The organism is Streptococcus taoyuanensis (genome assembly GCF_029589235.1).
GTDB lineage: Bacteria > Bacillota > Bacilli > Lactobacillales > Streptococcaceae > Streptococcus > Streptococcus taoyuanensis.
Genome location: NZ_JARQVW010000007.1, coordinates 43952 through 56626 on the forward strand (window position 1 = coordinate 43952; position 12675 = coordinate 56626).

Below are 12675 nucleotides of genomic sequence, written 5' to 3' on the forward strand. Positions count from 1 at the left end.
CGATAGAATGAAGAAGACTAATCGAAAGGCTTGACTAATGAAATATATCTTTACCTTCCTGATCTCCATGGTGCCCCTTGTTGAATTGCGCGGGGCCATCCCTTTTGCCATTGCAAATGGTATTCCCTTATGGACAGCGCTCCTGATCGGAGTGATCGGAAATCTTCTCCCTGTCCCTCTGATCTTCTTTTTCGCCCGCCATATTCTTACTTGGGGGGCAAAAAAACCAATTATCGGAGGCTTTTTTAGCTGGTGTCTCAATAAGGGTCATAGAGGCGGACAGAAATTAGAAAAAGCTGCAGGTGACAAGGGTATCTTCTGGGCCTTGTTGCTCTTTGTGGGAATTCCTCTTCCCGGAACTGGTGCCTGGACTGGAGCCCTTGCAGCTTCTATCCTCGACTGGGACTTCAAACGCAGTAGCCTCGCAGTCATGCTCGGAATAATCCTAGCCGGCCTCATCATGGGAACCCTGTCCCTGCTCCTAGGAATCGATACCTTCGCACATTAAGCAAATGAATGAGCCCATGATATCAATTCACATAATATCTTCTCTGAATCTTTCCTTAGGTGAGTACGGACGTCAGCGAACTTCTATGAAGTTCCATGACTTAGTTTTGAACCTAAAGTTTCAAAACTCCCGAGTGCTTGAAACTTCATTGTTTCAAGCACTTTTCTCACGGCGGAAAGTTTCAGAAAGTATTTGGATGAATCTTCGGTAACGTCTGTTATTTTTTGAAAACAAAGTTTGTTTAATATTATAAAACAGCTTAAACAATGATATAAGATATTTTCCACACAAAAAAGAGGTTTCCTTCGAAACCTCTTATTTTTTTATTCTTAGTTGTTAAGAGCTGCTGCCATTGTAGCTGCAACTTCTGCTTCAAAGTCATTTGAAGCTTTTTCAATACCTTCACCAACTTCAAAACGAACGAATTCGATAACTGAAGCATTTACTGATTCAAGGTAAGCTTCAACTGTCTTGCTGTCATCCATGATGTAGACTTGTGCAAGAAGAGTGTAGGCTTGGTCAACTTTTGTGTTGTCCAAGAAGAAGCGATCCATTTTACCTGGGATGATTTTATCCCAGATTTTTTCTGGTTTACCTTCAGCCGCCAATTCAGCTTTGATATCTTCTTCAGCTTGAGCAACCACTTCGTCAGTCAATTGAGCTTTAGAACCAAATTTCAAGTGTGGAAGAGCTGGTTTACCAACCATTGCACGGCTTTCGTTATCTTGGTCGATGACGTGGTTCAATTGTGCCAATTCATCTTTCACGAATTGTTCATCCAATTCTTTGTATGAAAGAACAGTTGGTTTCATTGCAGCGATGTGCATTGAGATTTGTTTAGCAAGTGCTTCGTCTCCACCTTCGATCACAGAGATAACACCGATACGTCCACCGTTGTGTTGGTAAGCACCGAAGTGTTGTGCATCTGTTTTTTCAAGCAAAGCAAAACGACGGAATGAAATTTTTTCACCGATTGTAGCTGTTGCAGATACGTATGCAGCTTCAAGAGTTTCACCTGAAGGCATTGTCAAAGCAAGAGCTTCTTCGTTGTTAGCTGGTTTACCTTCAGCGATCACTTTCGCTGTTGCGTTTACCAATTCAACGAATTGAGCGTTTTTCGCAACGAAGTCAGTTTCAGCATTTACTTCAACTACTGCTGCAACGTTACCATTGACATAAACACCAGTCAAACCTTCAGCGGCAACACGGTCAGCTTTCTTAGCTGCTTTAGCCATACCTTTTTCGCGAAGCAATTCGATCGCTTTTTCGATATCACCTTCAACTTCAACCAATGCCTTTTTAGCGTCCATGACACCGGCACCAGATTTTTCACGCAATTCTTTTACAAGCTTAGCTGTAATTTCTGCCATTTTTGTTCTCCTATATTTTTTTAATAAAATAAGAGGGTCGGGCTGAGCCCTGCCCTCTTAGGTTCGTTACTTATTGAATGAAATTAAGCGTTGTCGCCTTCTACAACTTCAACGATTTCTTCGATTGAATCAGCTTGACCTTCAGTAGCTGCCAATTCAGCTTCTACTGTAGCAACACTGTCTTCACCTTGACGTCCTTCGATAACAGCGTCAGCCATTTTCGCAGTGATCAATTTAACAGCGCGGATAGCGTCATCGTTCGCTGGGATGATAACATCGATATCATCTGGGTCAGTGTTTGTGTCGACCATCGCTACAACTGGGATACCCAATTTCTTAGCTTCTTTAACAGCGATTTGTTCTTTATGTGGATCCACAACGTACATTACGTCTGGGATACGAGGCATGTCTTCGATACCGCCCAAGAATTTTTCAAGACGAGCGCGTTGTTTGTTCAACAATGCAACTTCTTTCTTAGGAAGAACTTCAAAAGTTCCATCTTCTTCCATGCGTTTGATTTCTTTCAAACGAGCGATACGTTTTTGGATTGTTCCCCAGTTAGTAAGAGTTCCACCCAACCAACGGTGGTTGATGAAGTATTGACCTGCACGAACAGCTTCTTCTGCAACAGCATCAGCAGCTTGTTTCTTAGTACCTACGAACAAGATCACTGCATCGTTTGCAGCTGCATCACGCATGAAGTCGTATGCTTGGTCTGCATATTTTACAGTTTGTTGCAAGTCGATAACGTGGATTCCGTTACGTTCTGTGAAGATGTACTTAGCCATCTTAGGGTTCCAGCGACGAGTTTGGTGACCGAAGTGTACACCAGCCTCAAGAAGTTGTTTCATTGAAATTACTGCCATGAGTAGTTTCTCCTTTTTTGTTTTTTTCTCCTCTCTCAGACGTCAACTTGCAGCACGACCACAAGGGCAACGGTGCCACAATGGATCCGAGATGAGTATTTGCTGTCTTAGACAACTCTATAAGTATAGCAGAAATCACTAGAATTCGCAAGCTATTTGAGAGAATTTTTCAGCATTCCCCATCTGCAATGATTTGAAGCAAAAAGTTTTTCTTGACCTATCTTTATTTTTAGGTTACAATATTATATGTTATGGCGGTATAGCCAAGTGGTAAGGCACGGCTCTGCAAAAGCTTGATCGTCGGTTCAAATCCGTCTACCGCCTTGATAATAAAATTTTTTATCATCTTTTATCTTTTAAAAATTCCCCTAGCAATAGGGGGTTTTTTTTGTTGCCATTTGCTCCATTCCTTGATTATTGATATAATAAAACCTCGCCTGATCGGCGAAGCACATTAGAAAGGGTATTTATGAAAAACATTCGTTTCTTTACGATCGGCCTTCTTTCACTAGTGACACTAGCCGCTTGCTCACCTGCCAATTCTGCGCAACCAGCAAAAACAGCTTCTAGTTCTAGAAAACCGATCAAACAATCTTCTACCAAAACATCATCTAGTAAATCGTCAAGCACTTCTTCAGACAGCAGTAGCTCAGATGATTTTTCAGGTCGCTTCAGCTTGGATCCAGATGATGGCGCATCTCTCCAATATGTGCCAGGAGCTGCATCCATTCCTGAGATCGAAAAGCTCAAGAACCTCCACCCTACCACCGGTTTTGTATTGAGAACCGAAGATGGACAAGAGGTTGGTGGGCCAAAAGAAAGAAGCAGTTACGATGACGTAGTTGCAGCCTTTGGTCAACCCGTAAGTAGCACAGACAGTGCGAATCCTGGTGATGGAGTCAATGTTTGGGCAACAGACAATGGCGATATCATGGCTTTCTTCCACAATAATGTGTTAACAGATATCACCTTCCGACTAAGAGGAGGCGATGCCAACCACCAGTCTACCGGCAGCATTTCCAAATCCGATACACCAAAAACGGCCCTCGAACGTCTCGGAAAACCCTATGCCATTATGCGTTCAGAAAATGGGACCAGCTATGTCTATAAAGATAGCAACGGAGATGAATCTAGCTTCTCTACACAAGGAAATAAGATCTTCAATGTTACGTCTACTGCAGAAACCAAGCAGTTAAAAAAGATCACTGGCCTGGATAAAAATCAATAACAAGCAATCAAAAGAGGCTGGGACAAAAGTCCTAGCCTCTCAATTATTTTTGGATTGTCAAGCAAGACGCAGTGGTTGAGTGGGCTCTACTACACTGATTTCATCAGCTTTTACAGCCCTACTCAACTGTGCGGAGGTGGGACGACGAAATCGAATTCTAACGAATTACCGATTTCTGTCCCACTCTCTCTTTCTTACAATTCAGCAATTTGGTTCAAATTCACTTCTGCAACTGTATCGTTACCGAACATAGAAATGACCATTTTCACCTTGTTGTTATCAATTTCAGTGATCTTACCAGTATAGTCTGTGAAGGCACCGTCGATGATACGAACTGTATCGCCCACCTTGACATCCAAGTCAAACTCTTGAACGGTTTGACCCATAGAGAGCAAGATGCTGCGGATTTCTTCTTCCAACAATGGAGTTGGTTTTGAACGGTTCCCGTGGGATCCGACGAAACCAGTAACGTTCGGTGTATTCCGAACGACAAACCAAGCTTCATCTGTCATGACCATTTCTACCAAGACATAACCTGGGAAGCGGTTTTCTTCGATTTCTTTTGTTTTACCATTTTTCTCAACTTGTACGGTTTGAGTTGGAATCTCTACGCGCAAGATGTTTTCTAACATATTGTAAGTTTGCGCACGTTGCAAAAGATTCTCTTTTACCTTGTTTTCATATCCTGAGTAGGTTTGTAGTACAAACCAGCCTTTATCAAAACTGTCCATTTGGGCATCCTTTCTTTCTGTTTAGCCTGCTCGAGCTTTTGTGAACATACTAAAAAAAGCCTCTTGGCTTTCCTTTTCCTAGCTTCATTATACCACATTTTGCAGGAATGCAAAGAGGTTTGCTGATTTATTTTTAAGAAAAGACTATAAAAAGTGGGACCCTGGGGATCCCACCTGGCTTCTTTTCTTAAAAGAAATTGATCATGTGCAATAGGCCACGTGCAATGACTTTGTCGAACAAATAAATCAATGCAACAAAGAAAGCGGTGTACTCAATCACTGAGATAAAGTTTTTCCATCTTTCCTTGCGATTTGGCCAAGTTGTATCTTTTAGTAAGACGAAAATATCTTTAATGAATTTCACAACTCTCTCCTATCGTGTTTCTTTATGGATGGTATACTTGCTGCAATGCTTGCAGAATTTATTGACTTCTAGACGTGTTGGTTTTGGCGTCCCACTCAACTTAATGGAGTAATTGCGTGACCCACAAACCGTACACGCTAGACTTGCTTTTTTTAATGCCATAACGCCTCCGTTCACCCCATTATAGCAAGTTTTCCACGTTTTGACAAGAACAGAAAATCTCCTGTCAAGAAAAAAACAAATCTAAAGCGTTATCACTCTGGTTTTCTCCTCATTTTTGGTAAAATAAAACAAAAGGAGACGAATATGAAAAGCGATAACCTAAAAGAAAGTAGAAATATCGAAGACCGCAGGGGGCAAAGCTACTCCCAGTCTTCAGGCAACAGTAACCTTGGCGGAGGCATTTTACAGATCTTACTATCGCCGGGGAGCTTCAAAAGTAAGATCGTCCTCATCCTTCTTCTGGTTCTTCTAGGAGGTGGTGGCGCTAGTCTTGGGGGTCTCTTTGGAAATGGGACTTCTTCTCAACCTTACCAATCCACCCAAGTCACGCGCACCAACAAGACCCATGTCGACGATGCAGATGCCGAGTTCGTCAGCAAGGTCCTTGGAACAACAGAAGATCATTGGCACAAGGTCTTTCAAGCTGAAGGACGTACTTACCATGAGCCCAAACTAGTCTTCTATACCGGACGGACACAGACAGGCTGTGGGGTTGGTCATGCATCGGCTGGTCCTTTCTACTGTCCAACCGACAAGAAGATTTATTTGGATATGAGCTTCTACAAGGAATTAACAACCAAATACAAGGCTAGCGGGGACTTTGCTATGGCCTACGTGATCGCTCACGAAGTCGGCCACCACGTACAAAACGAGCTGGGAATCCTTGGCAAATACCATCGGATGCAACAAGGCCTTTCTGAAAAGGAACGAAATGCTATCAGTGTCCGCATCGAGCTACAAGCCGATTACCTAGCCGGTGTCTGGGCCCGCTCCATTCAAGACCGAAACCTTTTGGATATCGGCGATATCGAAGAAGCCATGAATGCAGCTCATGCGGTCGGTGACGACACACTCCAGGAGCAAGCCTACGGCTACTCGGTGCCAGATAGCTTTACCCACGGAACCTCGGAACAACGCATGCGTTGGTTCAAACGGGGCTACCAGTACGGGGATCTCCAACACGGCGATACCTTTAGCTTGTCAGATAGTGAACTCTAAACAAAGGTCTATTCAGAAATCCTTCTGAATAGACCTTTTTAGAATATAGACAAATTGCATTTTACATAAAACAATCTAAGTAACGTTGAAAAATTAAAATAATTAATACTATTAGGATCATTTCAACAGAAACTTTCCGCTGTGAGAAAAGTGCTAGAAACACTATTGTTTCTAGCACTCGGGAGTTTTGGGAGTAAAACAGTTCGGGGAACTGTTTTAGCATGAGCCTAAAATTTGAAAAGCGAATGGGTTCAAAACGAATTGAACACGGGCTGCGGATCGTGTCAAAAAGATAAGTCTTCCTAGAATCTAAAGATTCTGCGTCAAACTTCCTATTTTGACTTTATCCGCCACGCCCTTTGTATCTTAATATAGTCATGGAACTTCTTCGAAGTTCGCTGACGTCCGTACTCACCTAAGGAAAGTTTCTAAGAAGACTTTGTCTTCAATCTGCAAAAAACGATTCAGAAATTCTTCTGAATCGCTTTTTTGTTTAGAAACCAAGCCAGCCTTTGAAGGTATCCCAAGCGTTTTTCGCTTTTCCTGGGATATCGGCCTCGTCGATTGCTTTCTTCGCATTATCGACCATATTCGACGCCTTTTCTTTGACATCCTCAAAGAAACCTTTGTCTTCTTTGCTGTCTGTTTCTGTCGTTTCTTCTCCGACTGGCGCAATGCCGTTTTCAGCATAAGAGTTCTTCACCGAGTCAAACTGGGTACCGTCTGTATAAGGCAGAACACTGTTGGCAACATTGCGGAAGATCTCTGACGCCGTTCCAGCACTACTGTCCGTCAGGTAGTGATTTTCATCGGTCGTTGGGAAACCAAGCCACTGACTGATGACCACATCTGGCGTGTAGCCGATCACCCATTGGTCTCCAGAGAGGTCCTTGTTAAAGCTGGTCTCTGTCGTACCGGTTTTCCCTGCCATGGTATAGCCATAAGGCGCAGCGTTCACCCCTGTACCATTACTAAAGGTACCAAGCATCATATTAGTCATCTTATCTGTCGTTGACCCACTAAGCACTCGGGTTGATTTCTGGCTGTGGCTCTTGACCACTTGACCACTTGCATTTTCGATCTTGGTAATGAGGTGAGCATCATTCATGACCCCGCCGTTAGCAAAGGTACCATAGGCCTGGGCCATCTGCATCGGATTGGTTGTCACACCAGCTCCCAAGGCAACTGCAAGCGATTTTTCTACCTTGTCCATGTTGAGCCCGAATTTTTTCCCGTATTCAAAGACCGTATCGAGACCCAAATCATTAGCGGTCGCTACGGCTGGAAGGTTAAGGGACTCTGCCAAGGCCTGGTACATCGGTACCGTTGGGCTAGACTGGATTCCCGCGTAGTTATTGACCTCATAGTTTCCATATTGGGTGGTACTATTATCCAACTCCTTATTGGTCGACCAACCCTCAGCAACGGCTGGGCTATAGACGACTAAAGGTTTGATGGTTGATCCTGGACTACGGGCAGCCTGGGTAGCGTAGTTATAGGTACGGAAACCTGGATTTTGATCGCTTCCGACACGCCCTACGAGAGCCCGAACCCCTCCGGTCTTAGGATCAAGGGCGACACTACCAGATTCCGCGCGCGTGCCGTCTTCCGCTACTGGGAAGAGGGCCGTATTGTCATAGATCACCTGCATGCTTGCTTGGTAATTTTGATCCAGCTCAGTGTAGATCCGGTAGCCATTTTTGACAATATCTTCTTCGGTCAGGCCGTATTCATTGACTGCCTCATTGATCACCGCATCAAAATAGGATGGGTAGCGATAGTCCTCTGACTTGCCTTCATAGGCATCGACCAGCTGACCATGGATATCCACAGCCGCTGACTGATCAGCTGTTTTCTGGTCAATATAGCCAGCTGCCACCATATTTTGGAGGACCGTATTGCGGCGATTGGTCGCATTCTCTACCGAATAGAGCGGGTTATAGATCTCAGGTCCCTTGAGCATACCTGCGAGAACCGCAGACTGATCCAGGCTTAATTGACTGGCTGAAACCCCAAAATACTTCTTGGATGCATCCTCAATTCCCCAAACTCCATTTCCAAAATAGGCATTGTTGAGGTACATGGTGAGGATCTCTTTTTTACTGTATTTCTTATTGATTTCAAGCGCCAGGAAGAATTCTTTAGCCTTACGCTCCACCGTCTGGTCCTGAGACAGGTAAGCATTCTTGGCTAGCTGCTGGGTGATGGTCGACCCACCACCTGAGCGACCCAGGGTCAAAATCGCTAAGAAGAAGCGACCATAATTGATCCCGCTATTCTTGTAAAAGCTCCGGTCCTCTGTTGCGACCACGGCATTTTGCAGATTCTCACTAATGGCATCGAGTTCGACGTAGGTTCCTTTTTGCCCGGTCAAACTTCCAGCCTGGTCCCCATTCTTATCATAGATAATGGTGGTCGCCTTCAGTGCATTCTGCAAATCCTTGACGTTGGTCGTCTTAGCAAGATAGAAGAGATAGCCCCCTGTCAAGAGACTAAAGCCTAGTCCAATGATCAGGAGAATCTTAGTCAAATGGAATCGGCGCCAAAAACGACGGAAGGGGTGCTGAGAGAGAGGCTTGCTTCTGTGCTTGCCTGAGCGACTATAAGTTGGCTCCACTGTCTCTTCCGGCAATTCCGTGTTGGGCACTTCTTCTGCCACCGCTTTGGGCGGATGATCCTTTCTAAAAAAAGTGATCAGGTTTTCAAATAATTCTTTTATTCTATTCATACCTGTTATTGTAACACCTTATCCTTGTCCTAGCAAGAAAAGATAGCTCCTCGCTATTTCTCATTTAGTTTTCTTTAAGCTTAGATTTTGCTACAATAGGGTCATGAACTATCAATTTACCATTCCAGAATCCTTTCCCCAAATGACTGTGAAAGAGCTCCTTGAAGACTACTTCCTCATCCCCCGTAAGATCCGGCATTTTTTACGAGTCAAAAAACACGTCTTGGTGAATAGAGAGACCATCAACTGGCAAAGCCCCGTTCAAAAAGGAGACCAGATCCAGCTGACCTTTGACGCAGACGATTACCCTGAAAAAGAGCTCCTTGAAGGAGACCCCAGTCTCGTCGAAGAACTCTATCAGGATGAGCACGTCATCATCGTCAATAAGCCCGAAGGCATGAAAACCCATGCCAACGAACCGATGGAAATTGCTCTTCTCAACCATGTTTCCAGCTATGTTGGATCCACCTGCTACGTCGTGCACCGGTTAGATAAGGAAACCAGCGGAGCGATTCTATTTGCCAAGAATCCTTTTATTCTGCCTATACTCAACCGAATTTTGGAAGATAAAAAAATCCAACGCGAGTACTGGGCCTTGATCCAAGGAAATTTAGCGCAAAAGACCATCATCTACAAGGATAAAATCGGACGTGATCGCCACGATCGGCGCAAGCGCCTGGTCGATCCACGCAAGGGACAGTACGCAGAAACCCAGGTGACGCAACTGAAAAAAATCGGGCGAAACAGCCTGGTCAAATGCCAGCTCAAGACGGGGCGTACCCATCAGATCCGGGTTCATCTCTCCCATCATGGGCACCCGATTGTCGGGGATCCTCTCTATAACCCTGAACGCAGAGAGCGACTCATGCTCCATGCCCATCGCTTGACCTTCACCAATCCATTAACGCTTGAAACCATACAAGTTGAGGCGCCTTCCAAGAGTTTTGAAGAAGGGTTGGGAGACTAAAAAAGAAGCCACAAAAAGAGGCTGGACAAAAACTGTTCAGCCTTTTATATTTGATAGAAATAACTGTATGACGCAGTGGTTGATTGGCATCTTTGTTCTCTTTTTAAGCTCCAAAGATGACCTAATCAACTGTGCGGGGGTGGGAAGACGAACTCTTTTTTACTAGTCGGAGTTCTTTCCCACTCCCTTTTTATTATTGATAGCGAGGGGTTGCAAATCCACGGATATTGCCATGTCCGATCCGATAGGTATTGCGACGGACTTGGTTGTTGGAGTTTCCTTCAATGGTATGAATGATCCCATTTGAGACGCTCTCAACAATTCCGATGTGATCCGCAAAACCATTATTTTGCTGGCTATTTTGATCCCAGTTAAAGGTGATAATGTCCCCTGCTTTTGGTGTAGTGGTCCCATCTTCATTCCAAATGCCCAAACGTTTGAAGATCTGAATGTGACGTTCGACTCCACATTCACGACCAATCAAACCACTCAAGCCCTCACGCTGGAAGACCGTTGTGACAAAGATATCACACCAATCATCGGTCGTCTTCACTGCATAACCTACAGGAAGTGGTTTGACACTGTTGTAATCATTGACCAATTGATGGTGAGCTGCAGTTCCGCCACGAACACCAACTAAACTAGCTGCTGCCCGTAAGACACGGTCCCGTTGCCCATTCGTTACACGAGGACTAAAAGCAGTTTGATCTACTGTCGCACGGGGATGAAGGGCTGTTTGACCAAGGTTAAAGCCTTCAACGCCACCATCGACATAATCCACATAGACGTGAGTGGTATAGTTACCTGATTGGTACTGGTGATTGGCTGCAGAGACCTGCACTTCTGTATGCATTCCAGAAGGTGCTGTTGAATACCAGAAAAGATTTTCTTGGTGCGCTTGAGACCAGGCTGCGACACGGATGTTCTTAATCCGACGGCCCTGAGGCGCTTGATCCACCGTTACCGTATAGGTTCCAGCACCAGAATTGACATTCTTGATCCCTGTTTGTGTCTTCGTCTGAGCATTTCGGAATTCAACTTCTGTAGTCGTTGAACCGACACCCACACGAGAACCATCATTTTGGATATAGTAAAGGTGAATATGGTACTTACCAGTAGAGTTTTTATGATCGCTCGCTTTGACCGATACCTTGTAGTCTCCATTTGATTGACGAGTCGCTTCATACCAGCGAATATCGTCTTGGCCATCCTTATCAGACCAAGTTGGGACTTGCACAGTCCGCACACCTTTAGGGCTATAGACATCCTTGATGATGACATCAAAGGTACCCGCATCCTTGTTGTTGTTTTGGATTAAGAGACTAGCAGTTGGACGTGATTGATTTTTGAAATCAATAAAGTCTTTCTTGACAAACTTGTTTTGTCCTTTGGCATCCACATAGAAGACTTGCGCTTCATACTGACCATCAGCGTTTTCGTGGTCACTAGCTTTGGCTGTTACAGTATATGAACCGTCTACCTGGCGAGTTGGAGTGTACCAGATGATGTCTTTCATCCCATTGGCATGAGACCAGAATGGAATCTTCACTTCTTTATAACCATCGAAACCTTGAAGGTTCTTAGCTGTAATAGTGAAAGTACCGTCTTTTTCTGATTTTGTAATGGTCAGATCGGCTGATGGTTTAGGAGCTGTGTAGTCAATAAAGGCTTTCTTGACAAACTTGTTTTGTCCGTTAGCATCCACATAGAAAACTTGCGCTTCGTATTTGCCATCAGCATTTTCGTGGTCACTGGCTTTGGCTGTTACAGTATATGAACCATCTGCTTGACGACTTGGAGTGTACCAGATGATATCTTTCATCCCATTGGCATGAGACCAGAATGGAATCTTCACTTCCTTGTAGCTATCGAAGCCTTGAAGGTTCTTAGCCGTAATGGTAAAGGTGCCGTCTGACTCTGATTTCGTAATGGTTAGATCAGCAGATGGTTTAGGAGCTGTGTAGTCAATAAAGGCTTTCTTGACAAACTTGTTTTGGCCTTTGGCATCCACATAGAAGACTTGCGCTTCGTACTTGCCATCCGCGTTTTCGTGGTCACTGGCTTTGGCTGTTACGGTATAAGAACCATCTGCTTGACGATTTGGAGTGTACCAGATGATGTCTTTCATCCCATTGGCATAAGACCAGAATGGAATCTTCACTTCTTCATAACCATCCAAGCCTTGAAGATTCTTAGCCGTAATGGTAAAGGTGCCGTCTGACTCTGATTTTGCAATAGTCAAATCTGCGGAAACCGGAGATTCCTGTTGAGGAACACTCTCATTTCTTGCTGCTACCACTCGTGCGCGTGCGCCATATGGTGCACGACTAGCTACCACAGCTGGTGCTGGTTGCTCTGATACAACCTTGTCGCTAGTGCCCTTGTCAGAAGACTGGTTATTGCTAAGAGTCGGTGTGACAGGTGCTGCCTCTGTTGCAACGGTATTTTCTGTCTGAATACCTTTCTCAACTCCCACTTCTTCGCTCGCGGTATTCTGTGCTTCTGATGAAGTTGTTGTTGCAACGATAGCTGATGTATTTTCTGGTGTTTGATCAGACGCATGTTGCTCATCGGCTTTGACTTGTTGTGTCGAAAAAGCCAACAAAACGGCTGTCCCAGCATAAAAAATAAGATCTTTCTTTTTCATGTATCTTCCTTACAATTTTTTATACGGTTGTACCCACATAGTAGT

General features: G+C 44.4%; 11 protein-coding genes and 1 tRNA gene. 5 read left to right on the forward strand and 7 right to left on the reverse strand.

Going from position 1 to position 12675, the window contains the following annotated elements:
* Window positions 1-37: 37 nt before the first annotated feature.
* Window positions 38-508, forward strand: coding sequence for a COG2426 family protein (locus P5Y91_RS05930; protein WP_118396303.1), 471 nt, complete (start codon window positions 38-40; stop codon window positions 506-508).
* Between the two features lie 329 nt (window positions 509-837).
* Here the strand turns inward: P5Y91_RS05930 and tsf are convergent, their stop codons facing one another.
* Together tsf and rpsB are read right to left on the reverse strand one after the other, a co-directional pair.
* Entirely contained in the window at window positions 838-1878 is a 1041-nt protein-coding gene (gene tsf, locus P5Y91_RS05935) for a translation elongation factor Ts (RefSeq protein WP_003001949.1), read from the reverse strand.
* Between the two features lie 83 nt (window positions 1879-1961).
* Window positions 1962-2744, reverse strand: a complete 783-nt coding sequence (gene rpsB / locus P5Y91_RS05940) for a 30S ribosomal protein S2 (RefSeq protein ID WP_003002189.1) — start codon at window positions 2742-2744, stop codon at window positions 1962-1964.
* Window positions 2745-2997: 253 nt separating this feature from the next.
* Between rpsB and P5Y91_RS05945 the strand changes: the two genes are divergently transcribed.
* Window positions 2998-3068, forward strand: a tRNA-Cys gene (locus P5Y91_RS05945).
* 145 nt (window positions 3069-3213) lie between these two features.
* Entirely contained in the window at window positions 3214-3972 is a 759-nt protein-coding gene (locus tag P5Y91_RS05950; RefSeq protein ID WP_277839153.1) for a hypothetical protein, read from the forward strand.
* Window positions 3973-4166: 194 nt separating this feature from the next.
* On the opposite strand, the gene nusG is transcribed toward P5Y91_RS05950, so the two are convergent.
* From nusG to rpmG, 3 genes are all read right to left on the reverse strand, one after another.
* Window positions 4167-4703, reverse strand: a complete 537-nt coding sequence (gene nusG / locus P5Y91_RS05955) for a transcription termination/antitermination protein NusG (RefSeq protein ID WP_003002077.1) — start codon at window positions 4701-4703, stop codon at window positions 4167-4169.
* Between the two features lie 187 nt (window positions 4704-4890).
* A complete protein-coding gene (gene secE / locus P5Y91_RS05960) occupies window positions 4891-5067 on the reverse strand; it encodes a preprotein translocase subunit SecE (protein WP_003002261.1) in 177 nt (58 codons plus the stop codon).
* Between the two features lie 9 nt (window positions 5068-5076).
* Window positions 5077-5229, reverse strand: coding sequence for a 50S ribosomal protein L33 (gene rpmG / locus P5Y91_RS05965; RefSeq protein WP_003009043.1), 153 nt, complete (start codon window positions 5227-5229; stop codon window positions 5077-5079).
* Between the two features lie 144 nt (window positions 5230-5373).
* On the opposite strand from rpmG, the gene ypfJ reads away from it, so the two are divergent.
* Window positions 5374-6288, forward strand: a complete 915-nt coding sequence (gene ypfJ / locus P5Y91_RS05970; RefSeq protein WP_277839154.1) for a KPN_02809 family neutral zinc metallopeptidase — start codon at window positions 5374-5376, stop codon at window positions 6286-6288.
* 493 nt (window positions 6289-6781) lie between these two features.
* On the opposite strand, the gene pbp2a is transcribed toward ypfJ, so the two are convergent.
* Complete coding sequence (pbp2a, locus tag P5Y91_RS05975; RefSeq protein WP_277839155.1) at window positions 6782-9016, reverse strand: penicillin-binding protein PBP2A; 2235 nt, start codon at window positions 9014-9016, stop codon at window positions 6782-6784.
* 103 nt (window positions 9017-9119) lie between these two features.
* Here pbp2a and P5Y91_RS05980 point away from each other — a divergent pair, with 103 nt between their 5' ends.
* Window positions 9120-9983 carry an RluA family pseudouridine synthase gene (locus P5Y91_RS05980; protein ID WP_214259990.1) on the forward strand — a complete coding sequence of 288 codons (864 nt, stop codon included), beginning with the start codon at window positions 9120-9122 and terminating at the stop codon, window positions 9981-9983.
* Between the two features lie 193 nt (window positions 9984-10176).
* Here P5Y91_RS05980 and P5Y91_RS05985 read toward each other — a convergent pair whose 3' ends face one another.
* A complete protein-coding gene (locus P5Y91_RS05985) occupies window positions 10177-12630 on the reverse strand; it encodes a GBS Bsp-like repeat-containing protein (protein ID WP_277839156.1) in 2454 nt (817 codons plus the stop codon).
* Between the last annotated feature and the right edge of the window lie 45 nt (window positions 12631-12675).

What these genes read in the sequence shown, in the direction of transcription:
- pbp2a (WP_277839155.1), bottom strand. Translation starts at nt 9,016, where the DNA reads ATGAATAGAATAAAAGAATTATTTGAAAACCTGATCACTTTTTTTAGA.
- tsf (WP_003001949.1), bottom strand. Translation starts at nt 1,878, where the DNA reads ATGGCAGAAATTACAGCTAAGCTTGTAAAAGAATTGCGTGAAAAATCT.
- rpmG (WP_003009043.1), bottom strand. Translation starts at nt 5,229, where the DNA reads ATGGCATTAAAAAAAGCAAGTCTAGCGTGTACGGTTTGTGGGTCACGC.
- P5Y91_RS05950 (WP_277839153.1), top strand. Translation starts at nt 3,214, where the DNA reads ATGAAAAACATTCGTTTCTTTACGATCGGCCTTCTTTCACTAGTGACA.
- P5Y91_RS05985 (WP_277839156.1), bottom strand. Translation starts at nt 12,630, where the DNA reads ATGAAAAAGAAAGATCTTATTTTTTATGCTGGGACAGCCGTTTTGTTG.
- ypfJ (WP_277839154.1), top strand. Translation starts at nt 5,374, where the DNA reads ATGAAAAGCGATAACCTAAAAGAAAGTAGAAATATCGAAGACCGCAGG.
- nusG (WP_003002077.1), bottom strand. Translation starts at nt 4,703, where the DNA reads ATGGACAGTTTTGATAAAGGCTGGTTTGTACTACAAACCTACTCAGGA.
- rpsB (WP_003002189.1), bottom strand. Translation starts at nt 2,744, where the DNA reads ATGGCAGTAATTTCAATGAAACAACTTCTTGAGGCTGGTGTACACTTC.
- P5Y91_RS05930 (WP_118396303.1), top strand. Translation starts at nt 38, where the DNA reads ATGAAATATATCTTTACCTTCCTGATCTCCATGGTGCCCCTTGTTGAA.
- P5Y91_RS05980 (WP_214259990.1), top strand. Translation starts at nt 9,120, where the DNA reads ATGAACTATCAATTTACCATTCCAGAATCCTTTCCCCAAATGACTGTG.